This window comes from Microbacterium sp. (genome assembly GCF_047606685.1).
Classification (GTDB): Bacteria; Actinomycetota; Actinomycetes; order Actinomycetales; family Microbacteriaceae; genus Microbacterium.
The window spans coordinates 1-23,568 of record NZ_JASGEC010000084.1; the positions used below are offsets into that span (position 1 = coordinate 1).

A 23,568-nucleotide genomic window follows, 5' to 3' on the forward strand; every position below is an offset into this window, starting at 1 on the left:
CATCAGGCTTGCGCCCATTGTGCAATATTCCCCACTGCTGCCTCCCGTAGGAGTCTGGGCCGTGTCTCAGTCCCAGTGTGGCCGGTCACCCTCTCAGGCCGGCTACCCGTCGACGCCTTGGTGAGCCGTTACCTCACCAACTAGCTGATAGGCCGCGAGCCCATCCCGGACCGAAGTTCTTTCCAGCTGCTGAAGATGCCTTCGCAGCTCGTATCCGGTATTAGCAGCTGTTTCCAGCTGTTATCCCAGAGTCCGGGGCAGGTTGCTCACGTGTTACTCACCCGTTCGCCACTGATCCAGCGGAGCAAGCTCCGCTTTCACCGTTCGACTTGCATGTGTTAAGCACGCCGCCAGCGTTCATCCTGAGCCAGGATCAAACTCTCCGTGAAGAAATTTTGCTGCGACCACCGGAATAGGGTGACCACAGCGAGTTTGATCTGACCAAAGTGGATGTCATTGCTGACTTATCCGTTTGCCGACCATACGGTCGGTCTTTGATCCAAAGGAATCTCATCCAGCCGAAGCTGGAACGAGGTTATTTGGCATTTGACAAGTGCACGCTGTTGAGTTCTCAAGGATCGGATGCTCCTGCTGCTCGGCCTCTCGACCTCGCCCGCAGGGCAACTTCTCTATCTTACCCCTCCGGCGCGACCAAGGTCAAACCGAACTGAGGCTGATGTGAGGTGGTTCTCCGCTTGAGGGGGCGGGGCTTCGGGGCCCTCCGCTCATCCCTTTGGGGCGAACGAGATACAAACTTACGCCGGTTCCGCAGACCCGGCAAATCGATGCCGCATCCCGGGCGTGTCGCTGCTGTGCGCCGCGTGATTCCGCGGATCAGCGACCCCGGAGCCGCACGGCTTGCACGGTCGCGCACAGTGCCAGCGTGGCCGCGCCCCACACTCCGCACGCGGGCGGGAGCACTCGGTAGGCGAGGTGCTCTGCGTCGAAGCCGGGCGCGAACGGGCCGAGTACCGCGTATCCCGCGCACCACGCGACGACCAGCGCGAGGGGCAACGACAGCCACCACCCCCACCGCGCCCCGTCGGGGAGCACTCTGCGAACCTGCTCCGCGGCATCCGCTCTGCGCAGCCACACGATGGCGCACACCGCGAGGGTCACCAGACCAACAGCGCTGGACCCGTGCTGTAGCCACGTGTGCGCCGGCAGCGGCCCCCACGCCTCATCCAGCGCGGCGATGCCCGCGCGCCCCTCGTGCGTGACGAGATCCCACGCGATGTGCGAGACGGCGCCCACCGCGAGCGCGAGCAGCGTCCAGAGCGCGCCCGCCGCTGACGGAAAGGTCTCACGCAGTCCTGTCGAGGCGCCGGCATCCCATCGCGACGGCAGCCGGCGGGCCAGCCAGCGCGGAGCGAGCTCGCGAGAGGCCGGTCGCAGCGCGCACCGCCACACCAGCAGCAGCACGAGGGCGAGCACGGCTGTCAGCGGCAACCACGAGAACGAGTGCGTCCAGGCGTAGGCGACCGGCGTGCCGCGCACGAACAACGGCAGGTCCGGCGTCATGGCGCCGACCGCGACCGCCGCCGGAACACCCGCGAGCGCCGGAACCCGCCGCAGCGGAAGGAACGGCAACGCGACGACGGCGTGGCTCGGGGTGAACGGCACTCGACGACGCTAGCCCCTCCGCCTGCGCTGGCGCTGAACCCGCCTGTCAGCTCGTGACGAAAAGGCCCGCGAGGGTCTTCTTGCCGCGCCGCAGCACCGAGACGCCGCCGGGTAGCGAGCCCGTCACGACGGCAGTGTCGTCCTCCACCCGCACCCCGTCGAGCGACACGCCGCCCTGCGCGATGGCGCGCCGGCCCTCCGACAGGCTGGCGACAAGCCCGGTCGCCACGAGCGCCTGAACCACGTCGGCGCCCGCCGCGACCTCGGCGTGGGGCAGCTCGCGCAGGGCGCTGCGCAGGGTCGCGGCGTCGAGCGCCGTGAGCTCGCCTCGGCCGAACAGCGCCTCGGACGCCGCGATCACGGCATCCGTGGCATCCGCCCCGTGCACGAACGTGGTCGCCTCCGCCGCGAGCCGGCGCTGGGCCGCGCGCCGGAACGGCTCGGACTCGACGAGCCGCGCGTACTCCTCGATCTCGGCGCGAGTGAGGAACGTGAACACCTTGAGGCGGTCGACGACGTCGGCGTCGTCGGTGTTGAGCCAGAACTGGTAGAAGCGGTAGGGGCTGCACATCTCCGGGTCGAGCCAGATCGCGTTGCCCGCGCTCTTTCCGAACTTCGTGCCGTCGCTGTTGGTGATCAGCGGCGTGCCCAGTGCGTGCACCGAGACGCCCTCCACGCGGTGGATGAGGTCGACGCCGCTGGTGAGGTTGCCCCACTGGTCGCTGCCGCCGGTCTGCAGCACGCAGCCGTACTGGCGGTGCAGCTCCAGGTAGTCGAGCCCTTGCAGGATCTGGTAGCTGAACTCGGTGTAACTGATGCCGGCCTCCGAGTTCAGGCGGGCGGCCACGGCATCCTTTTTCATCATCGTGCCGACACGGAAGTGCTTGCCGATCCCGCGGAGGAAGTCGATCGCGCTCAGCCCCGCGGTCCAGTCAAGGTTGTTGACCATGCGCGCCGCGCTGTCGCCGTCGAAGTCGAGGAACCGCTCGACCTGCGCGCGAAGGTAGCCCACCCACTCCTGCACCGTCTCGACCGGGTTGAGCACGCGCTCGGTGTCGCGCCCACCCGGGTCGCCGATGAGGCCGGTCGACCCGCCCACCAGCCCCAGCGGCCGGTGGCCGGCCAACTGCAGGCGCCGCATCAGCAGCAGCTGCACCAGATTGCCCAGATGAAGGCTCGGCGCGGTCGGGTCGAAGCCGCAGTAGTACGTGATCGGACCCCCGGCGAGCAGGGCGCGCAGCGCCTCCTGGTCGGTGGACACCTGCACCAGTCCACGCCACACGAGCTCGTCCCACACATTCTCGAACGCGGGGTCGTTCGCGGGCGCCAGTGCGATCACGTCGGGTTCAGACACGCGCTTCAGGGTATCAGCGGCGATGGATGGCTCGGCCGCACCTGGGCCGGTGACGCACCCGCGTGCGAGACTGGCGAGATGGCATTCGCGCTTCCCACCGAGCTCGTCGCCGCCGTGCTGTCGGTCTTCCTGTTCCTGGCGCTGTGCGCGGCGCTCGTGCTCGCCGTCGTCAGCCTGCGCCGGCCCACGACCGCGCCGCTCGCGGTGGCCGGCGGCCTGGTCGTGGTGGCGCTCATGGTGGTGCTCGTCTCTCCGGTGGACGTGCCGGCGATCGTGGGGCTGATCCTCGCGCTGCTCGGCGTGACGCTCGGCGCCCTCGGCGGCAACCCGGTGGTGCGGCGCGTGCTGTCGATCGCCACGCACGGCCGCGTGCGCGAGACCGACGACGGCGGCATCGTCGTGCAGAACGAGGCCGATGCCGACGACGCCACGGCCACGGTGCTGCTGCGCGGCGGCACGACGATCGGCTACCTCGAGCGCGTGTCGGCCATCGTGGCGATCCTCGCCGGCTTCCCCGAGGCGGTCGCGGTGATCGTGGCGGTCAAGGGCATCGGCCGCTTTCCCGAGCTGGCAACCTCCGAGGCGCGCGAGCGGTTCATCGTCGGCACGCTGGCGAGCCTGCTGTGGGCGTGCCTCGTCGGCGCGCTCGTGCGCCTCGCCGTGTGGTGAGCCGCCTCACAGCGACTGCCGCAGCAACCCGAAACCCTGCACGACCGCGTGCGCCCCGGCCGTGGCCAACGCCTGCGACACGGCCGACTGGGTGACCCCCTCGCGCTCGGCGAGGTCGCGCTGGGTGGCCCCGAAACAGCGCCCGTAGGCGAGTCGGCGTGTGCGCTCCGCCATCCCCGCGACGATCTCGTCCCGGGCAAGCAGGTAGGCGTTGACGACGTGGATGCCGTCGGCGAGGCCCGGCGCGGCGCCAACCCACGTGCGGGCGGTCGGCGCCGCGCGCTGCTGCATCCGGTGCACGGTGTCGATCGCCGCGCGCGCGGCCCACCAGCCCGGGCCGTCGGGGATTCCGCCGGACGCGGACGGCACCGATTCCATCGGGCCGATGCCGAGCCCGAACCTGCACTGGATGCCGTCGGGAAGGGCGAGCTGGATCAGCAGGAGCGAGGCGAGCGCGGCGTCCAGGCTCGCGTAGACGCCCTGCTGCTCGTCGCCCACGGTGGGGCGCAGCCGGCGCTCGGACACCGGGAGGTCGCGCTCGACGCGGTCGATCGCCTCGTCGAGCGCGCGCTGCGCGGCTTCGCGGTCGGCCAGCAGGCGCGAGCCGACGATGTCGGCGATGGCGGCGATGGGCATAATGAAGTGTATCCCTTATATTCCTAAAAAATAAGGGAAGAGCTGATTACGAGGAGATCAGAGCCCCAGCGCGTGTGCCGCGGCCTGCGTCCGCTCGATGAGCTCGGCGCGCTGCTCGGCCACGCGGGCGGGCGCGGTGCCGCCCGCTCCGCGCCGAGAGGCGACAGAGCCCTCGACCGTCAGCACCCCGCGCACTTCGGGGCCGAGGTACGGCGAGACCTCGGCGAGCAGCTCGTCCGAGGCATCCTCCAGTCCGATCCCCCGATCCTCGCACGCGCGCACGAGAGCGCCCGAGATCTCGTGCGCGTCGCGGAACGGGATGCCTCGCCGCACGAGCCAGTCCGCGACATCCGTGGCCAGCGAGAAGCCCTCCGGGGCCAGCTGTGCCATCCGGTCGATGTCGAACCGCATGGTCGCGACCATGCCGGCGAACGCGGGGAGCAGCACCTCGAGCGTCGCGATCGAGTCGAAGACGGGCTCCTTGTCCTCCTGCAGGTCGCGGTTGTAGGCCAGCGGCAGGCCCTTGAGCGTCGCGAGGAGGCCGGCGAGATTGCCGACGAGCCGTCCCGACTTGCCTCGGGCGAGCTCCGCGATATCGGGGTTCTTCTTCTGCGGCATGATGCTCGAGCCTGTCGAGAAGCCGTCGTCGAGCACCACGAAGCCGAACTCGCGCGTGTTCCACAGGATGATGTCCTCGGCGAAGCGCGACAGGTCGATGCCGATTTGAGCTGCGATGTACGCGAACTCGGCGACCGTGTCGCGCGCGGCGGTGCCGTCGAGCGAGTTCTCCGCGGGGCGGCTGAGGCCGAGCTCGGCCGCCACCAGCGCGGGATCGAGGCCGAGGCTGGAACCGGCGAGGGCGCCTCCCCCGTACGGCGAGACGGACGCGCGGGCCCGCCAGTCGCGCAGCCGCTCGAGATCGCGCACGAGCGGCCACGCGTGCGCTTGCAGGTGGTGGGAGAGCAGGATCGGCTGGGCGTGCTGGAGGTGTGTGCGACCCGGCATGATCGCGCCGTGGTAGGCGTCGGCTTGCGCCACGATCGCGTCGATGAGATCCAGGATGTCGCCCGAGATGATCCGCGCATGGTCCAGCAGGTACAGCCGCACGAGGGTCGCGATCTGGTCGTTGCGGCTGCGACCGGCGCGCAGCTTGCCGCCGAGCTCTGGTCCGACCTCGGCGATGAGCGCAGCCTCGAGCGCGCCGTGCACGTCCTCGTCCTCCGGGCGGGCGACGAGGCTGCCGTCCTTCACGCGGCGCGCGAGGGCGTCGAGCCCTTCGTGCATGCGCCGCTCCTCGTCCGCCGAGAGGTAGGCGGCATCCGCCAGGGCCTTCGCGTGCGCGTGCGAGCCGGCGATGTCGTACAGCGCGAGGGCCCAGTCGAAATGCGTGGAGCGGCTCAGCGCCGCCAGCTCGGGAGCCGGCCCCGATGCGAATCGGGCGCCCCACAGCGCGCCCTCGTTGGTGCCGTCGCTCTTCGCATCGCTCACCGCTCAAGCCTAGCCGGGCGAGCTGCCGCTCCCCGCGGCGCCGGCGTGCTCAGTCCTGCCGGAGCAGCCACACCAACAGCGCCTTCTGCGCGTGCAGGCGGTTCTCGGCCTCGTCCCACACGACGCTCTGCGGGCCGTCGATCACCCCGGCGTCGACCTCGTAGCCGCGATCAGCGGGCAGGCAGTGGATGAAGATCGCGTCGTCCTTGGCGAGGCTCATGAGCTCCTGCGACACCTTGTACGGTCCGAGGTCGCGCAGCCGCGCGAGCTTCTCGTCCTCCTTGCCCATCGACACCCACGTGTCGGTGACGATCACGTCCGCCCCTGCGGCGGCCTCGTTCGGGTCGGTGTACAGCGTCACCGACCCCCCGGTCTCGGCGGCCCGGCGGTCGGCGTCGGCGACCACGTCCTCGCGCGGCGCGTACTCGACCGGCGACGCGACGCGCACGTGCATGCCCGCGGTGACGCCGCCAAGCACGTACGACTGGCCCATGTTCGTGCGGCCGTCGCCGAAGAAGGCCAGCGTCAGCCCGGCCAACGTGCCTTTGTGCTCGCGGATCGTGAGCAGGTCGGCGAGGAGCTGGCACGGGTGGAAGTCGTCGCTCAGCGCGTTGACCACGGGCACGGTCGTGCCCCTCGCCATTTCCTCGAGCCCCGCCTGCGCGTACGTGCGCCACACGATCGCGGCCACTTGGCGCTCGAGCACACGGGCCGTGTCGGCCGGAGTCTCCTTTCCGCCGAGCTGGCTGTTGGCCGTCGAGATGATCAGCGGCACGCCGCCCAGGTCGGCGACGCCGACCGCGAACGAGACCCTCGTGCGAGTGGAGGACTTGTCGAAGATCACGGCGACCGTTTGCGGGCCGGCCAGCGGCTTGAGCTGCCAGCGGTCCTTCTTCAACTCGGCGGCGAGATCGATGATCTCGGCCTGCTCGGCGGGTGTGAGGTCGTCATCACGCAGCAGATGGCGGGTCACTTGACAGCCTCCTCGGCTTCGGGTACGAGCGTGGCCGCGACATCGGCCAGCGCGGCGGCGAACAACTCGGCGAACTCGGCGATCTCGGCGTCGCCGATGATCAGGGGCGGCGCGAGGCGGATGGTCTCGTCGTTGGCGGCGTTGACGATGAGCCCGCGCTCCTGCGCGGCGGCCACGACCGCCTTGGCGACGGGATGGCGCAGCGCCACCCCGAGCAACAGCCCCTGGCCGCGCGTTCCGACCACGAGCGGCGAGCCGATGCCGGCCACCGCGTCGCGCACCTGCGCGCCGCGGACGCGCGCGCCCTCGACGAGCCCGGCGCGCTCGATCTCGGCGAGGACGGCGTCGGCGACCGCGGTGCCGAGCGCATTGCCTCCGAACGTGGAGCCGTGGGTGCCGGGGTAGAACAACTCGCTCGCGGCGCCGAACGTGATGAGCGCGCCGATCGGGAACCCGCCGCCGATCCCCTTCGCGACCGTGATGGCGTCGGGCGTGATGCCGGCGTGCTGGAAGGCGAACCACTCCCCTGTGCGCCCGGCGCCAGTCTGGATCTCGTCGACGACCAGCAGCGCGCCGTGCCGCGCGGTGAGCTCGCGAGCCGCGCGCAGGTAGCCGTCGGGCAGGGGGATGACTCCTGCCTCGCCCTTGATCGGCTCGACGAACACGGCGGCGACGCGCTCGTCGAGCGCTGCCTCGAGTGCCTCGACTGTCGAGTCGAGGAACTCGACCCCCGGCACCATCGGCTGGAACGGCTCTTGCATCAGCGGCTTGCCGGTGAGCGCGAGCGTGCCCATGGTGCGGCCGTGGAACGCGTCGCGCAGCGCCAGGATTCGAGGCCGCTCGCTTCCGCCTTCCCTCGACGTGGCGCCGTGCAGGCGCGCGAGCTTGAAGGCCGCCTCGTTGGCCTCGGCGCCGGAGTTGCCGAAGTAGACGCGGCCGTCCTCGCCGGCGCCGGCGAGGCGCTTGAGCCGCGCGGCGAGCGCGAGCTGGGGCGGCGTCGCGAAGTAGTTGGAGACGTGCGCGAGCGTGGCCGCCTGCCGCGACACTGCCTCGACGAACACGGGGTGCGCGTGGCCGAGCGAGTTGACCGCGATTCCGCCGAGGAAGTCGAGGTAGCGGCGGCCCTCCCCGTCCCACAGGTACACGCCCTCGCCGCGCTCGAAGAGCGCCATCCGCTCGCCGAAGCTGCGCACGAGGTCGCGCGCGGCGGCATCCTGCCACGTCGTCATCCGTTCACCACCTCTGTGCCGATTCCCTTCTGCGTGAAGATCTCCACGAGCACCGAGTGCGGCACGCGGCCGTCGATGATCGCGGCCGTCTCGACGCCGCCCTCGACCGCGTCCAGGCAGGCGCGCATCTTGGGGATCATCCCCGACTCGAGCCGGGGAAGCATGTCGCGCAGCTCGGTCGCCGTGAGGTGCGAGACGAGCGAGTCGCGGTTCGGCCAGTCGGCGTAGAGTCCTGCGACGTCGGTGAGGATCACCAGCTTGGCGGCCTTCAGCGCGACGGCGAGCGCAGCCGCCGCGGCGTCGGCGTTCACGTTGAGCGAGTGCCCCGGCTTGTCGAGGTCGGGCGCGATGCTCGAGACGACCGGGATGCGGCCTGCCGCGATGTGGTCGTGCACAGTCTGCGGGTCGACCTCGACGACGTCGCCGACCCGGCCGAGGTCGTGCGGCACGCCGTCGACGACAATGCCCTTCTGCCGCCCGCCGAACAGCCCGGCGTCCTCGCCGGACAGGCCGGTGGCCAACGGTCCGTGCTGGTTGATCTTCCCCACCAGCTGCGGATTGATCTGGCCGGTGAGCACCATGCGCACCACCGAGATCGCCTCCGTGCTCGTGACGCGGTAGCCGCCCTTGAACTCGCTCGGGATCGCCAGCCGGTCGAGCATGTTCGAGATCTGCGGGCCGCCGCCGTGCACCACGACCGGCTTCACGCCGACGTAGCGGAGGTAGGCGATGTCGGCGGCGAACGCCTCCTGAAGCTCGTCGCTGACCATCGCGTTGCCGCCGTATTTGACCACGACGATCTGGTCGCGGAAGCGCCGCAGCCACGGCAGCGACTCGATGAGGGTCTCGGCCTTCGCCGACGCGGCGGCCGGGTCGGTGTCTTGCAGATCGGTCATGAGGAGTACGCGCTGTTCTCGTGGACGTAGTCGTGGGTGAGGTCGTTGGTGAGGATCGTCGCGCGGGCGTTGCCCGAGCGCAGGTCGATGAGCACGCGCGTCGCGCGCGGAGAGAGGTCGACCTCGTCGCGCGGGCGGTCCGGGCGCCCGGCGGTGCAGACGCGGACGCCGTTCATCCACACATCGACGTCGTACGGGTCGAACACGGCTGTGGTGGTGCCGATCGCGGCGAGCACGCGCCCCCAGTTCGGGTCGCCTCCGAAGACCGCCGCCTTGAACAGGTTGTTGCGGGCGACGGAGCGCCCGACCTCGACCGCGTCGTCCTCGGTGGCCGCGTGCTCGACGTCGATCGTGATGTCGTGGCTGGCCCCTTCGGCATCCTGCTGCAGCTGCTCGGCAAGGCTCTGGCACACGGCGGTGAGCGCGGCGCGGAACTCGTCGGGGCCGGGCGCGACGCCGCTCGCGCCGCTGGCCATGAGGGTCACTTGGTCGTTGGTCGACATACAGCCGTCGGAGTCGAGCCGGTCGAAGCTGTATTTTGCGGCGTGCCGCAGCGCCGCGTCCGCCTGGGCGGCGTCGACGACCGCGTCGGTCGTGATGACGACGAGCATGGTGGCAAGGCCCGGCGCCAGCATCCCCGCGCCTTTCGCCATCCCCCCGACCGTCCAGCCGTCCCGGCTCTGGACAGCACGCTTCGGGCGCGAGTCGGTCGTCATGATCGCCAGGGATGCCGCTTCTCCGCCGTCGGCGCTGAGGCCCGCGATCCCTCGCTCGACACCGGCGAGGACCTTGGCGCGGAAGGCCTCGTCGCCCGTGCCGATCAGTCCCGTCGAGCAGACCAGGATGTCGCCCGCGGAGACGCCGAGGAGCTCTGCGGCGCGCTCGGCGGTCTGATGCGTCGTCTGGAACCCGAACGCGCCGGTGAAGCAGTTCGCGCCGCCGGAGTTGAGCACGATGGCCTCGGCGACGCCGTCTTGGACGGCCCGCTGCGACCACAGGATCGGGTTCGCCTTGGCGCGGTTGCTCGTGAACACGGCGGCCGCGGTGCGCAGCGGGCCCCGGTTGACGACGACGGCGACGTCGGGCTTGCCGGTCGACTTCAGGCCGACCGCGACGCCGGCCGCCTCGAATCCCTGTGCGGCAGTGACACTCACGGCGCGACTCCGTTCACGGCAAGGGCTCGCTGCTCGGGCAGGCCGAGCGCGAGGTTCATGGACTGCACGGCCGCGCCGGCGGTGCCCTTGGTCAGGTTGTCGACCGCGGTCACGACCACGACGCGGCCGGCGGCGCGGTCGATCGCGAGGCCCATGAGCGCGGTGTTGGCGCCAAGCACGTCGGCGGTGCGCGGGAACTCGCCCGCGGGCAGCAGCTGCACGAACGCCTCGTCGCCGTACGCAGCCTCCCACGCCGCGCGGATGTCGTCGTCGCTCGCGCCGGGGGCGATCGGGGCGGTGCTGGTGGCGAGGATGCCGCGGGCCATCGGCACGATCACGGGTGTGAACGAGACGCGGATGTCGGAGAGTGCGCGGGATGTCGGAGGATTCGGCGCGGATCCTCCGACATTCGCGCGATCCTCCGACGTACGCGCGGCGGCGAGCGCCTGCTGGATCTCCGGGATGTGCCGGTGGGTGCCGCCGACGGCGTACGGGTTGGCGCTTCCCAGGATCTCACTGCCGAGCAGGTGCGGCTTGAGGCTCTTGCCCGCGCCCGACGGGCCGACCGCGAGCACCGCCACGATGCCGCCGGGGTCGATGACCCCCGCGGCAACTCCGGGAGCCAGCGAGAGGGAGACCGTCGACGCGTTGCAGCCCGGCGCCGCGATGCGCGACGCTCCGACGAGGTTCTCGCGCTGCTTGCGCCCCTCGCCCACCAGCAGCTCGGGCACACCGTACGCCCACGGCTCGTGGAAGTCTCCGCCGTAGAACCGCGCCCACGCGTCGGCGGAGGCGAGCCGGTGGTCGGCGCCGGCGTCGACGACGAGCGCCGTGTCGCGCAGCGCGTCGGTGTACGGGCCGGACTGCCCGTGCGGCAGCGCGAGGAACACGATGTCGTGCCCTGCGAGCACCTCGGGCGTGGTCTCTTGCAGCGTGAGGTGCGCGAGCGAGCGCAGGTGCGGCTGGTGTCGCACGAGCGGCTGCCCGGCGTTGGAGTGGGCGGTGACAGTGCGGATCTCGACGTCGGGATGGCCGGCGAGCAGGCGGAGAATCTCGCCGCCTGCGTAGCCGGATGCGCCAGAGACGGCGACCGAATAGGTCATGTTTCCACCTTAGTTTCTGGGACGAGGGCCCTTCGACAGGCTCAGGGGCCGGTCCGACAGGCTCAGGGGCCGAACGTCGAGTGGCAGACTGCGGGGATGGCGGTTTACACACACGGGCACCATGAGTCGGTGCTGCGCTCACACAACAATCGGACGATCGCGAACTCGGCCGCGTACCTGGAGCCGCTCTTGCGGCCGGAGAGCACGCTGCTCGACGTCGGAGCCGGTCCCGGCACGATCACCGTGGACTTCGCCTCCCGCGTCGCGCACGTCACGGCGACCGAGATCGGGCCGGCCGAGCTCGCGCTCTCGCAGCGGCTCGCCGCCGAGCGCGGAGCGGCGAACATCTCGTTCTCTGTGGAGGACGCGCACGCGCTGGGCTTCGCCGACGACACCTTCGACATCGTGCACGCGCACCAGGTGCTCCAGCACGTGGGCGACCCGGTGCAGGCGCTTCGCGAGATGCGCCGCGTGGCCAAGCCGGGCGGGATCGTCGCGGCGCGCGACGCCGGTTTCGAGGATGTCACGGCGACGGCCTCGACGTGGTGCTACGCGACACCGGACGAGCGCGCGTGGTGGGGCGGGATGTGGGCCGACCGCATCGTCGAGTCCGCCCTGGCCCGCCAGCTGGTGTCGTCGGGCATGGCGGACGAGAGCGGGCTCCGACGCATCGCCGCGGCGTGGCGCTCGTGGGCAGCGGAGGGCGACGGCTGGTATCTCGTCCCCCACGGCGAGATCCTCTGCCGCGCGTAGCCGGGGCGCACGCCCCGGCTCGGCTCAGTCCAGCAGAGGCGGCTTGCGCTCGGACCAGCGCGTCTTCTTCTCCCAGGCCTGCGCCAGCCGCAGCACCCCGATGTCGTCGTGGTTGCGGCCGATCGCCTGCAGCCCGATCGGCAGGCCGGAGTCGCTGAACCCTGCCGGCATGGCCACCGTCGGAGCGTTCAGCAGGGTTCCGATGGCGGTGACCTCCATCCAGCGGTGGTACGAGGACATCTCCACCCCGTTGACGCTCTCCGGCCAGTTGATGGCGTCCGAGCCCGCAACCGTAAACGGGAACACCTGCGCGGTCGGGAGCACCACGTAGTCGTAGGTGTTGAAGATCTGCTCCTGGAAGGCGCGGTACATCGCCGTCCGCTTGACCGAGCCGTTGAAGGCGTCGAGTCCGGAGATGGGCGCATTGCCGTCGGCGCCCACGGTGACACCCTCGACCTCGTAGATCGCCTCCGGCTTCATGTACTGGCCGAGCGACCCGGCGGCAAGCCCCGACAGGCCGCTGCCGACGATCCAGTGGCGGAACGTCAACCACGTCGGCCAGAGGTCGGTGTTGCCCGCGAATCCGTCGCCGGTCGTGCTGGTGATCGAGGGAAGCTCGTCGATGGTGGTCACCGACATCCCCATCGACCGGAAGGTCTTCAACGCGGCCTTGGTCACCTGCAGCACTTCGGGCTCCATCGGAAGATAGCCGCCCAGGTCGCCCAGCCAGGCGACCTTCTTGCCCCGCATGCTGGCCGAGAGGCCGCGCGCCTCGAAGTCGGAGTCGATCGACAGCGGCTGGCGCGCGTCGTATCCCGCCATGGTCTCGAGCATGAGCGCCAGGTCCTGCGGATTCCGTGCGATGGGCCCCTCCGTGCCGCCCTGGGCGACAAAGGTCTCGTACGGGCGCGGCCCGGTGCCCGGCACCCGTCCATACGACGGCCGCAGCCCGTAGACGTTGTTCCACCCGGGCGGGTTGCGCAGCGACCCGAAGAAGTCGCTGCCGTCCGCGACGGGGAGCATCTTGAGCGCGACCGCGACGGCGGCGCCGCCGCTTGATCCGCCCGCCGACTTCGTCTGGTCGTAGGCGTTGTACGTCGTGCCGTAGACGTTGTTGTAGGTGTTCGATCCGAGGCCGAACTCGGGCGTGTTGGTCTTGCCGATGAAGATCGCGCCGGCAGCGCGCACGCGCTCGACGAAGATCGAGTCGGCGGTGGCTGCCGCGGCGGCGAACGAGTCGCGGAAGAAGCCGGCGCTGGTCGGCAGCCCAATCACATTCGCGAGGTCCTTCACGGCCTGCGGGAACCCGTGCATCCAGCCTTGGTAACGGCCGCGCCGCAGCAGCGCGTCCTTCTCCGCGGCCTCCGCGAGCAGTTCGGCCCTCGGACGCAACGCGACGATTGCGTTGACCGACGGGTTGAACTCGTCGATCTGATCGAGATAGGCCGTCATGACCTCGACGCAGGTCACCACCCGGCGCTTGATCGCGACGGACAGCTCAGCGGCGGTCCAGTCCACGATGCGGCGGAGGTTCTTGGGGCGGCTGAGCGTTCCCACGGTGGCGTGGAGGTCGCCCCCGGCCGCCGCCGCGGGCTCGGAGACGAGCACCGCTGACGCTGCCGCCGCGGCGGCAGCCCCGGTCAGCAGTCCTCGCCGGGACAGGCCACGACGCTCTTCGTGCAGATCATCCACAATGCCTCCTCGATGTTCACGCCACCGGGGAACCCCGATGGGCCGGGGAGATGGTGGACAGAGTCCACTTTTGCACAGGGAGCACGTCCCGACGCAATCATGCGTGCTCAGCACAGGATCATGCGCGCCGACGCGGGCATCACTCGCGCAGCGTCGCCCCGCAGCGCTCGGCGGCAACCGCCACGCCCGCGAGCTTCGCCTCGGTCGCCTCCGCCGCCGTCAGCGTGCGGTCGGGCGCACGGAAGCGCAACGCGAATGTGAGGCTCTTCGACCCGGCCGGCACGCCCTCGCCGCGGTAGTCGTCGACCAGACGCAACGACTCCAGCAGCGCGCCCGCGCCGTCCACGAGCGCGGAGCGCACGGCGGCGGCCGCCGTGTCCGCCGGAACGACGAGCGAAACGTCCTGCGTGGCCGCCGGGTACGCCGACAGCGATGCCGCGACCACCTTCTCGCCTGCGAGCGCGAGCACTCGGTCGAGATCGAGCTCTGCCACCACGACGCGGCCAGGGAGATCGGATGCCTCGGCCACCGCGGGCAGAAGTTCGCCCACGTAGCCGACCTCGACGGCGCTCGGCTGGCCGTCGCCCGAATCCGAGCCGGCCGGAGGCGTCACGGTGAGCACGCCGGTGCGCCCGGGGTGCAGCGCGGCGCGCGCGCCCTGCGCGACGTCGATCTCGACGCCCGCGGCCGCGGCGATCGTGCGCACGGCGTCCAGCGCGTCGACGAGCCCCGCCGCCACGGCGGGCTGCCCCGGCTGCTTGGCCACCGCGTTGCCGGTGACCAGCACGGCGACGTGCCGGCACTGCGGCGGAATCGACGCGTCGAGCTCGACGAGGGTCGCCGCGTCCGGCCGCACCGCCAGCGGCGGCACGTCGTCGGTGCCGTAGCGGGCGCCGGGCTTCGGCAGGAACACGACGCCGGTCTCGAAGATCGCGAGGTCGCTGAACCCCCGCGACACGTTGCGGTGCGCGGTCTGCAGCAGCCCGGGAACGAGCGAGCGGCGCAGGAACGCGGCCTGCCCGTCGAGCGGATTCGCCAGCTTCACACTCTCAAGCCGCCCACCGCCGGCCGACCCGTGCAGGTCGTTCTGCTCTTGCGTCGTGAACGGGAACGACGGCGTCTCCACGTAGCCGGCGGCCGCGAGCGCGTTGGCGACGCGGCGCCGCCCCCGCTGCGCCACGGTGAGACCGCGGCCGGACGGCGGCAGCGGCAGGACCGACGGGATGCGGTCGTAGCCCTCGATGCGGGCGACCTCCTCGGCGAGCGTCCACTTGTCGGTGAGGTCGGGGCGCCACGAGGGCGGTGTCACGGACCACGCCGCGTCGGGCTCGCCCGTCGAGGCATCCTGCACGGCGCAGCCGATTTTCTCGAGCGCGCCGACGATCTCCGCCTCGGTGTAGGCGACGCCGATAAGCGACGCCACGAACGAGCGCGGCAGCTCGACCACGGTCTCCACGCGGGGGGCCATGAGCGCGCCGCCGGCAGCCGTGTCGGCGCCGCCGGCGTACTCGGCCATGAGCTCGGCGACGCGCGCCGCGGCGACGAACGGGATCGCCGGGTCGACGCCCCGCTCGAATCGGCGCGACGCCTCGCTCGGCAGCTTGTGCCGTCGCGCGGTGCGGGCGATCGAGACCGGGTCGAATGTGGCGGCCTCGATCAGCACATTGCGCGTGGCGCCCGACATCTCGGTCGTGCCGCCGCCCATCACCCCGGCGAGGCCGATGGGGCCCGACTCGTCGGTGACGAGCAGGTCTTCGCCGCTCAGCGTGCGCACCTGGCCGTCCAGGGTCTGCAGCGTCTCCCCCGGCTCCGCGCGGCGCACGACGATGCCGCCGGTCAGCGTGTCGAGGTCGTAGCCGTGGATGGGCTGGCCGAGCTCGAGCATGACGTAGTTCGTGATGTCGATCAGCACGCCGAGCGAGCGGATGCCGGCCAACGCCAGGCGGGCCACCATCCATGCCGGCGTGGGCTTGGTCGCGTCGACGTCGCGCACGATGCGGGCGACGAACTCGGTCGCGCCGAGCCGGCCGCGGATTGGCGCCTCGTCGCGCACCGCGACGGGGAAGGCCGCCGCGTCGGCCAGCGCGACCTCGTCCTCCGCCTTCGCGGCCGGGTCGCGGAAGGCCGCGCCGGTGGCGTGCGAGTACTCGCGCGCGACCCCGCGCAGCGACAGCGCGTAGCCGCGATCGGGCGTGACGTTGATCTCGACCGCGACGTCGTCGAGGCCGAGCAGGGCGATAGCGTCCGTGCCGACCGGAGCGTCGAGGCCGAGCTCCACCAGCCGGAGGATGCCGGAATGCTCCTCGCCGAGGCCGAGCTCCTTCGCGGAGGCGATCATCCCGTCGGAGACGTGCCCGTAGGTCTTGCGCGCCGCGATCGGGAACGGCCCAGGCAGCACCGAGCCCGGCAGAGTCACAACGACCTTGTCGCCGACGAAGAAGTTGCGGGCGCCGCACACGATGCCGCGGACGCCGCCGTGGTCGGCGGAGACATCCACCTGGCACCAGCGGATCGTCTTGCCGTTGGACTGCGGCTCCTCGACGAACTCGACCACCTGCCCGACGACGATGGGGCCGTGCAGGTCGAAGCGGTGCACGTCCTCCTCTTCGAAGCCGACCGAGACGAGCGCGGCCAGCACGTCCTCGGGCGTGGCGTCGGCGGCGACGTCGACGTGCTCGCGCAGCCAGGAGAGCGGAACGCGCATCACACCACCATCCCGAACTGCTCGCTGAAGCGCACATCGCCCTCGGCCATGTCGCGCATGTCCTGGACGTCGGAGCGGAACATCAGCGTGCGCTCGAAGCCCATGCCGAACGCGAACCCGGAGTACTCCTCGGGGTCGATCCCCGCCGCCCGCAGCACGTTCGGGTTCACCATTCCGCAGCCGCCCCACTCGATCCAGCGGGCGCCGCCCGTGAAGGTCGGATGCCACAGGTCGAACTCCGCGGAGGGCTCGGTGAACGGGAAGAAGTTCGCGCGGAACCGCGTCTTGGCCTCGTCGCCGAACAGCACCCGCGCCACGTGGTCGAGGGTGCCCTTGAGGTGGGCCATCGTGATGCCCCTGTCCACGACGAGGCCTTCGAACTGGCTGAACACCGGCAGGTGGGTGGCGTCGAACTCGTCGGTGCGGTACACGCGGCCCGGGGCGAGGACGTAGATCGGCAGGTCGCGCTCGAGCATCGAGCGCACCTGGACCGGGCTCGTGTGCGTGCGCATCACGAGGTGGCGGTCGACAGGGTCGACGAAGAACGTGTCCTGCATCTGGCGCGCCGGGTGGTCGGCGTCGAAGTTGAGCGCGTCGAAGTTGAACCACTCGTGCTCGAGCTCGGGCCCCTCGGCGATCTCCCACCCCATGCCGACGAAGATGTCGCCGATCTGCTCCTGCAGGAGGGTGAGGGGATGCCGCGCCCCGACGCGGGCGCGGGCGGGGAGCGCCGTGACATCCACGCGCTCCGACTCAAGCCGCGCCGCGGTCTCAGCGGCCGTGAGCTCGCTCTCCCGCGCGACGAGCGCCTGCGTCACGCGCCCGCGCGCCTGCCCGACGAGCTTGCCCAGCTCGGCTTTGCGCTCGGTCGGCACGTTCCGCAACTGCGCGTTGAGCGCGGCCAGCGCGGATCCCTCCGCGGCATGCGCGGTGCGGGCGGCTTTCAGCTCGGCCGTCGAGGCCGCGGACGCGATCGCCGCGAGCGCGGCGTCGACCGCCGTCGCTACGGCCTCGGGTGTGATGTGGGGGGCGTCGGACACGAGAGTCGAGTCTACCGAGGCGGAGCGGCGCGCCCGGCGCTCGGGATCACCGGGTGACGGCCCGAGTGGCCTTGGATGTCTTCACGACCGTCGTGTAGCCGGGCTTTTTCCCCGTGACGCGGACTTTCACCTTCTTGCCCTTGTGCGCCGCGCGGGGCGTGAACGTCTTCTTCGTCGCGCCGGAGACCGCCTTGCCGCCCACGAACCAGCGGTACGAGATTGTCGTCCCCGCTGTCCAGTGCCCGCGCAGCGCCGTGAGCTTCGAGCCGACCCGGGGCTTGCCGGACACGCGCGGGGTGGCGGCCGTGAGCGTGTGCGGCGCGAGCGACACGCGCACGCGGGCGCTCGCGGCGCTGACGGATGTCACGGCGATGCGGACACCGGACGCTCCTGCGCTCGTCGCGCGCGACACGAAGGTGTTGCCGGCGCCGTACGACATGACCGCGGTCGACCCGGCCCAACGCGGCAGCACGGTCGAGGTGCGCGACTGCCACCCCGTGCAGGCGCTCGCCGGTGTGCAGCCCACCCTCAGAACGCGCACGCCGGGCGCGTAGGCCGCCGCGCCGGCCCACGACTCGGCAGAGACTCCCGTGTAGAACGACTGCGCGTCGCGTCCCGTCCCGGACCGGTACTCGATGTACAGCACGTCGCCGGTGAGCGGGTCGTGGACCTCGAGGCCCCGCGTTCCGGCGAGCGAGCTGGCGGCCGCGAGGGTGAAGCTCCCCGACGCGCGGACCTCCCGCAGCGCCGTGCCGCGGGGCAGCGCGTCCAGTAGCGCCTTGTGCGTCACGTTGAGCTCGGCGATGTGGCGGGTGTTGCTGTGCTCTCCCCACGTGTAGCTGCCGCCCATGACGTCGTAGAAGTCGCGATACTCCACCTGCGCGCACTCCGGGCCGTCGACCGCGGGCCGCGCGCACGAGGTCGCGTTGGAGTGCTCGAGGCCGAGGTTGTGCCCGATCTCGTGGAACACCACGCCGTCCCAGTCCTCGGGGCTCGCAGGGTCGACCGCGGCCCACACGATGCCGCCAGCGTGCAGCCGGCCGACGGTGGCCTGGCCGATCGCGCCGTCGCAGACCCCGGCCGGCACGAGCACGACGAGGTGGGCGGAGTTCTCCGACGCCCAGTAGTAGGAGTCCGAGCCCGCGCCGGTGACGCCGGTGCGGTTGAAGCCCGACGCTCCGGCCGCGAGCTCCCACATTCCGTCCTGGTCGCACAGCTCGGCGGCGGTCTTCTCGACGTACTGCACGGGCAGCGGGCGCGTCACCTCGGCGATCTGGCCGTTGGACTGCGACACCCAGAACTCGTCGAGCCGCTCGACCAGGTCGTCCACGACGCTCGTCGACGGCGCGTCGCCTCCCGGCAGGCCCGCGTACAGCACGTCGACAGTGTGCGCCGTGGCGGCTGTTGACGACGACACGCTCGGTTCCACTTCGGCGGCGGCCACCTGCAACGCCGCTCCGGTATCGGCGCTCACGTCCGCGACCAGCTCGCCGAGCTCCGCGGCATCCGCGGTCCGGCTCCTCGCGGTCCGCCGGGCGACCTCGGCGCGCACCTCCTCGGAGACGACGACCGTGCCGTCGAACCGGTCGCCGGAGACGGCGCTGGCCACCGCGTCGCCGGTCAGCTCGACGCGGGCGCCGTCCGCTGTCACCAGCACGACCGCGCCGCCGCCTGTGGCGTCGGGCTCGACGGGGGTCACCTTGAGCACGCCCTCCAGCGGCACCCGTGCGGGTGTCTCCGCGACGGCCGCGGCTGGCGCCGGGGCGAGCAGGCCGAGCACCACGACGGATGCCGCCATGATCCCGGTCGCGCCGGCTCGATTCGCTGCGCCATCCATCGTTGTGCTCCCCCTCCGTCGTGGAGGCACACGAGAAGACGCCCCCTCCCCGAGGCGAATCAGGCTACACCACGGTCGCGTCGATGGCTTTCACCGACCGGCGCGTGCGCTTTTCGACGACGAACGCGAGGTACGACAGCGCCAGGCACATCGCGACGTAGATCGTTCCCGCGATCATCGCCGACGGGATCAGCGGCGAGCCGAAGTTCGCGTTCGAGCCGAGGAGCTTGGCCGTGTAGAGCAGTTCGGGGTACGTGATGATGAACCCGAGCGCGGTGTCTTTCAGGGTCACCACGAGTTGGGCGATGATCACCGGCATCATCGCGCGAACAGCCTGCGGCAGCAGGACCAGGCGCATCACGCCTGACTTGCGCAGGCCGATGGCAAGGCCTGCCTCGCGCTGCCCGCGCGGCAGCGCTTCGACGCCCGCGCGGATCACTTCGGAAAGCACCGAGCCGTTGTAGGCGACCAGCGCGATCACGACCGCCCAATAGCTGGGCATCTTGATGCCGACGACCGGCAGCCCGTAGTACAGCAGCAGCATGAAGACGAGGACCGGGATGGCGCGCAGCACTTCCACGACCCAGGCCACCGGGCCGCGCACCCACGCGTGGTCGGAGAGCCGGCCGATCGCGAGCGCGAACCCGAGCACGACGGCGCCGACCGCCGCCGCGGCGAATGCCGACACGGTCGCGAGCGTGGCGCCGCCGATCATCTGCCACACGCGGGTGTAGGTGAACAGCTCCCATTTGCGCGCGCTGAACTGGCCGGTGTCGACGAACCGCCACACCACGAAGCCGATGACCGCCACGACCACCACGACGGTGGCCACGCCGAGAGCGCGGTTGCGGGCGCGGGCGCGCGGGCCCGGCACGTCGTAGAGGACGGAGGTCATCGCGCCACCCTCCACTTCGCCTCGAGGCGGCGCTGCAGCCAAGCCAACAGCAGCACGAGCGCGACAAAGGCGACCATGACCAGGAGGATGGTCACCATCTGGTTCTCGCCTTGCTCGCTCATGTTCGCGCGGATGTTCCCCAGGTTGACCACGGAGAAGCCGGAGGCGACGGTCGTGTTCTTCAAGAGCGCGATGAACACGCTCATCATGGGCGGGATGACCGATCGCGCCGCCTGCGGCAGCACCACATAGCCCATCACCTGCCCGAAGCTCATCCCGAGCGCGCGGGCCGCCTCGGCCTGGCCGACCGGCACGGTGTTGATTCCCGAGCGCAGCGTCTCGGCGACGTAGGTCGCGGTGTAGACGCCGAGCCCGATGATGGCGAGCACGAGGTAGCTGCCGCGCGGCACCCGCACGAGCAGGGGCACGGCGAACGCGAAGAAGAACAAGACGAGGGTCAACGGGGTGTTTCGGATCCAGTTGACGTAGACGGCGCCCACCGCTCGCGCGACGGGGATCGGCGACACGCGCATCGCGCCGACGACGAAGCCGAGCACGAGCGCGATGGCGCCGCCGGCGAAGAACAGGACGAGCGTGCCGACCAGGGCCTCGCGCCACAGGTCCGGATGGTCGAAGACCTGGTTCACCGCTCTCCTCTCCGCCGCGGGTTGCTGTGTCGGGCGGGGCGCCCCCGGGCCCGCCCCGCCCCGTCGCCTACTCGACCGGATCGACCGCCGGCTGGGTGCCTTCGACGCCGGCCGCGCCGAGGTTCTTCTCAAAGATCGCCTGCCAGATCGGCCCGCCGTCGGTGAACATCGTGTTGACGAACTCGACGAAGGCGGTGTCGCCCTTCGCGATGCCGACGCCGTAGCGCTCCTCGCTGAACGGCTCGCCGACCACCTTCAGGTTGTCGGGGTCTTGCGCCGCGTAGCCGATGAGGATCGCCTCGTCGGTGGTCACCGCGTCGACCTGCCCGTTCTTGAGCGCCTCGACGCACTCGGAGTACTTGCCGAACTCCTCGGTCTTCGCGTCGGTGTCGGTCTTGATCCTCTCGATCGAGGTGGAGCCGGTGACCGAGCACACGATCGTGTCGGAGGTCAGCGAGTCGACTCCGGCGATGTCCGAGTCGGCTGCCACGAGCAGGCCCTGCCCGGTGACGAAGTACGGCCCGGCGAACGAGATCAGCTCTTTGCGCTCGTCGGTGATCGAGTAGGTGCCGACGTAGTAGTCGATGTCGCCGTTGACGATCGACTGCTCGCGTTGCGCCGAGTCGATCACGGAGTACTCGATGTCTTCCTCGCCGTAGCCGAGCGATGCCGCGATCCAGCGCGCGATGTCGATGTCGAATCCGCTGCGCTCGCTGGTGGTCGGGTCGAGGTAGCCGAGGTTGGGCTGGTCTTCCTTGACCCCGATCCTCACCTTGCCCGCCGCCTTGATCCGGTCGTACGTGGGGCTGCCTTCCAGCGTGACGTCGGTGGCGACCGTGAACCACTCGCCGGACGCCTCGGGATCTGTCCCCGCGGTCCCGCCGGTCTCCCCCGGTGTGCCGCTGTTGCAGGCCGTCAGTGTGAGCGCTGCCGCCGCGGCGAGGCCGATGCCCGCCAGAATTCGTGACTTACGCATGTGAACCTCCTCTGGTTCTGTGTGTGCTGTCGTGTGCGTGCGGTCCGACGTTCGGGTCCGTGCGGATCGTCGATGTGCCGGTGTGTGCGATCTGCCTCCTTCTGGTTCGCGGTCGTCAGTGGGTGATGAGCTTGGAGAGGAAGTCTTTGGCGCGAGCGCTCTTCGGGTTCGTGAAGAACTCGTCTGGCGTGGCCTCTTCGACGATCTGCCCGTCCGACATGAAGACGACGCGGTCGGCGGCCTTGCGCGCGAAGCCCATCTCGTGGGTGACGACGATCATCGTCATCCCGCTCTGCGCGAGGCCCACCATGACGTCGAGCACCTCGTTGATCATCTCCGGGTCAAGCGCGCTGGTCGGTTCGTCGAAGAGCATGAGTTTCGGGCTCATCGCCAGGGCGCGGGCGATCGCGACACGCTGCTGCTGGCCGCCCGACAACTGCGCGGGCAGCTTGGACGCCTGCTGGCCGACGCCGACGCGGTCCAGCAGCGCGCACGCCTCGCGCTCGGCATCCGCTTTCTTCATGCCTTTGACCTTGATCGGGCCCAAGGTGACGTTGTCGAGGATCGTCAGGTGCGCGAACAGGTTGAACGACTGGAAGACCATGCCGACATCCGCGCGCAGCCGAGCGAGCTCTCTGCCCTCCTGGGGCAGCGCCTTGCCGTCGATCACGATCGAGCCGCTCGTGATCGTCTCGAGGCGGTTGATCGTCCGGCACAGCGTCGATTTGCCGGAGCCGGACGGCCCGATCACCACCACCACCTCGCCGCGGTTGACGGAGAGGTTGATGTCGGTGAGCGCCTGAAAATCGCCGTAGTGCTTCTGCACGTCAGAGATCACGACGAGCGGGTCGGCTCTGCCGGTCGAGCCGGCTGGGGGTTGGGGTCGGCCCGGCTCATCGCTTAGCGCACGCACCATCCGCACACTCTATGCACGCTCGGCCCGGTGAGGACAGGAACCCGGTGCGACATTTACCGCTTCGTAACAACCGTGCTCACGCCCGAGCGGCCCGTCGATGTGCCCGTCAGTGCGCGGCGCGCTGCGCGAACGCGCTCTCGTACAGGCAGACGCTGGCCGCGGTGGCGAGATTGAGCGACTCGGCCGCCCCGTAGATGGGCAGCCGCAGCGACGCGTCGGCGAGGGCGAGGGATGCCTCGTCCAGCCCGCGCGCCTCGTTGCCGAACAGCCACGCCGTCGGCTCGGCCAGCAGCGCGCGGTGGTCGAGGAAGTCGCCGCCGCCGACATCGGCCGCGATGACGCGCAGCCCCGCGCTCCGCGCGCGCTCCACCGTCGCGGGCAGCTCGGCGCCGACCGCGACGGGCACGTGGAACAGAGATCCCGTGGTCGCGCGCACGACCTTCGGGTTGTACGGGTCGACGGTGCGGCCGGTGAGCACGACAGCATCCACTCCCGCGGCGTCGGCCGCGCGGATGATGGTGCCGAGGTTTCCCGGGTCGCGCACCTCCTCGCAGATCGCGACCAGGCGCGGGGATGCCGCGAACACGTCGCGCACGGATGTCGGCGCCTGCCGGGCGACGGCGACGACGCCCTGAGGTGTGACCGTGTCAGCCATCGCCTCGATGACCGCCTCGGTCGCGAAGAGCACCTCGACACCGGCGTCGCGCGCGCTGTCGTGCACGTCGCCGTGGCGCTCCATCGCGGTCGGGGTCGCGTACAGCTCCTCCACCGCGCCGGGCGCGAAGCGCAACGCCTCGCGGACGGCCTGAGGGCCCTCCAGCAGGTAGCAGCCGGTCTCTTGCCGGGCACTGCGTTTGGCGAGTTTCGCGACGGCACGCGCGCGCGGCGACCGGGGGTTCTCCAGCACGGAATCAGTCTAAGGTTCGAGCCGCGCCTCCGCTGGCCGCGGCGGCGTCCCGCGCGCGTGCCCGGCCGGCCGGCCG

The 23,568-nt window shown here is 70.8% G+C and carries 20 protein-coding genes and 1 rRNA gene; 2 read left to right on the plus strand and 19 right to left on the minus strand.

Features of this window, described 5'->3' with window-relative positions; translation table 11 throughout:
• The 3 genes from QM611_RS10450 to tyrS all read right to left on the minus strand — a co-directional run.
• Nucleotides 1-389: ribosomal RNA gene (locus tag QM611_RS10450) — 16S ribosomal RNA — on the minus strand; the annotation flags it as partial.
• Nucleotides 390-834: 445 nt separating this feature from the next.
• A complete protein-coding gene (locus QM611_RS10455) occupies nt 835-1,623 on the minus strand; it encodes a DUF4184 family protein (RefSeq protein WP_415079859.1) in 789 nt (262 codons plus the stop codon).
• 46 nt (nt 1,624-1,669) lie between these two features.
• Entirely contained in the window at nt 1,670-2,977 is a 1,308-nt protein-coding gene (tyrS, locus tag QM611_RS10460) for a tyrosine--tRNA ligase (RefSeq protein WP_415079860.1), read from the minus strand.
• 78 nt (nt 2,978-3,055) lie between these two features.
• On the opposite strand from tyrS, the gene QM611_RS10465 reads away from it, so the two are divergent.
• A complete protein-coding gene (locus QM611_RS10465) occupies nt 3,056-3,646 on the plus strand; it encodes a hypothetical protein (protein ID WP_415079861.1) in 591 nt (196 codons plus the stop codon).
• A 6-nt stretch (nt 3,647-3,652) separates the two neighbouring features.
• On the opposite strand, the gene QM611_RS10470 is transcribed toward QM611_RS10465, so the two are convergent.
• Genes QM611_RS10470 through argC form a run of 7 tightly spaced genes read right to left on the minus strand, consistent with a single transcriptional unit; the run spans nt 3,653 to nt 11,125 of the window.
• Complete coding sequence (locus QM611_RS10470) at nt 3,653-4,282, minus strand: SatD family protein (RefSeq protein WP_415079862.1); 630 nt, start codon at nt 4,280-4,282, stop codon at nt 3,653-3,655.
• A 57-nt stretch (nt 4,283-4,339) separates the two neighbouring features.
• Nucleotides 4,340-5,770, minus strand: a complete 1,431-nt coding sequence (gene argH / locus QM611_RS10475) for an argininosuccinate lyase (RefSeq protein ID WP_415079863.1) — start codon at nt 5,768-5,770, stop codon at nt 4,340-4,342.
• 49 nt (nt 5,771-5,819) lie between these two features.
• A complete protein-coding gene (argF, locus tag QM611_RS10480) occupies nt 5,820-6,743 on the minus strand; it encodes an ornithine carbamoyltransferase (protein ID WP_415079864.1) in 924 nt (307 codons plus the stop codon).
• Nucleotides 6,740-7,972: an acetylornithine transaminase gene (locus QM611_RS10485; RefSeq protein WP_415079865.1), complete on the minus strand. Its 1,233-nt coding sequence runs from the start codon at nt 7,970-7,972 to the stop codon at nt 6,740-6,742. Before QM611_RS10485 ends, argF begins: the two co-directional genes overlap by 4 nt.
• Nucleotides 7,969-8,868 carry an acetylglutamate kinase gene (argB, locus tag QM611_RS10490; protein WP_415079866.1) on the minus strand — a complete coding sequence of 300 codons (900 nt, stop codon included), beginning with the start codon at nt 8,866-8,868 and terminating at the stop codon, nt 7,969-7,971. The genes QM611_RS10485 and argB overlap by 4 nt, the downstream gene beginning before the upstream one ends.
• Nucleotides 8,865-10,022, minus strand: a complete 1,158-nt coding sequence (gene argJ / locus QM611_RS10495; protein WP_415079867.1) for a bifunctional glutamate N-acetyltransferase/amino-acid acetyltransferase ArgJ — start codon at nt 10,020-10,022, stop codon at nt 8,865-8,867. The genes argB and argJ overlap by 4 nt, the downstream gene beginning before the upstream one ends.
• Complete coding sequence (gene argC / locus QM611_RS10500; protein ID WP_415079868.1) at nt 10,019-11,125, minus strand: N-acetyl-gamma-glutamyl-phosphate reductase; 1,107 nt, start codon at nt 11,123-11,125, stop codon at nt 10,019-10,021. The genes argJ and argC overlap by 4 nt, the downstream gene beginning before the upstream one ends.
• A gap of 96 nt (nt 11,126-11,221) precedes the next feature.
• Between argC and QM611_RS10505 the strand changes: the two genes are divergently transcribed.
• Nucleotides 11,222-11,878: a class I SAM-dependent methyltransferase gene (locus QM611_RS10505; protein WP_415079869.1), complete on the plus strand. Its 657-nt coding sequence runs from the start codon at nt 11,222-11,224 to the stop codon at nt 11,876-11,878.
• A 24-nt stretch (nt 11,879-11,902) separates the two neighbouring features.
• Here the strand turns inward: QM611_RS10505 and QM611_RS10510 are convergent, their stop codons facing one another.
• The 9 genes from QM611_RS10510 to QM611_RS10550 all read right to left on the minus strand — a co-directional run bounded on the left by QM611_RS10510 (nt 11,903) and on the right by QM611_RS10550 (nt 23,492).
• Nucleotides 11,903-13,570: an amidase gene (locus tag QM611_RS10510; RefSeq protein ID WP_415079870.1), complete on the minus strand. Its 1,668-nt coding sequence runs from the start codon at nt 13,568-13,570 to the stop codon at nt 11,903-11,905.
• 139 nt (nt 13,571-13,709) lie between these two features.
• The gene (pheT, locus tag QM611_RS10515; RefSeq protein ID WP_415079871.1) at nt 13,710-16,274 is read right to left on the minus strand and encodes a phenylalanine--tRNA ligase subunit beta; all 2,565 of its coding nucleotides are present in this window, start codon (nt 16,272-16,274) and stop codon (nt 13,710-13,712) included.
• On the minus strand, nt 16,274-17,314 hold the full coding sequence (gene pheS, locus QM611_RS10520) for a phenylalanine--tRNA ligase subunit alpha (RefSeq protein ID WP_415079872.1): 1,041 nt from the start codon (nt 17,312-17,314) through the stop codon (nt 16,274-16,276). The genes pheT and pheS overlap by 1 nt, the downstream gene beginning before the upstream one ends.
• A 46-nt stretch (nt 17,315-17,360) precedes the next feature.
• Nucleotides 17,361-19,151, minus strand: a complete 1,791-nt coding sequence (locus tag QM611_RS10525) for a hypothetical protein (protein WP_415079873.1) — start codon at nt 19,149-19,151, stop codon at nt 17,361-17,363.
• Nucleotides 19,152-19,215: 64 nt separating this feature from the next.
• Nucleotides 19,216-20,046: an amino acid ABC transporter permease gene (locus QM611_RS10530; protein ID WP_415079874.1), complete on the minus strand. Its 831-nt coding sequence runs from the start codon at nt 20,044-20,046 to the stop codon at nt 19,216-19,218.
• Entirely contained in the window at nt 20,043-20,693 is a 651-nt protein-coding gene (locus tag QM611_RS10535) for an amino acid ABC transporter permease (protein ID WP_415079875.1), read from the minus strand. The genes QM611_RS10530 and QM611_RS10535 overlap by 4 nt, the downstream gene beginning before the upstream one ends.
• Before the next feature lie 67 nt (nt 20,694-20,760).
• Complete coding sequence (locus QM611_RS10540; protein WP_415079876.1) at nt 20,761-21,669, minus strand: glutamate ABC transporter substrate-binding protein; 909 nt, start codon at nt 21,667-21,669, stop codon at nt 20,761-20,763.
• 115 nt (nt 21,670-21,784) lie between these two features.
• Entirely contained in the window at nt 21,785-22,585 is an 801-nt protein-coding gene (locus tag QM611_RS10545) for an amino acid ABC transporter ATP-binding protein (RefSeq protein WP_415079877.1), read from the minus strand.
• Between the two features lie 106 nt (nt 22,586-22,691).
• Nucleotides 22,692-23,492 carry a TrmH family RNA methyltransferase gene (locus tag QM611_RS10550; protein ID WP_415079878.1) on the minus strand — a complete coding sequence of 267 codons (801 nt, stop codon included), beginning with the start codon at nt 23,490-23,492 and terminating at the stop codon, nt 22,692-22,694.
• Nucleotides 23,493-23,568: the final 76 nt, after the last annotated feature.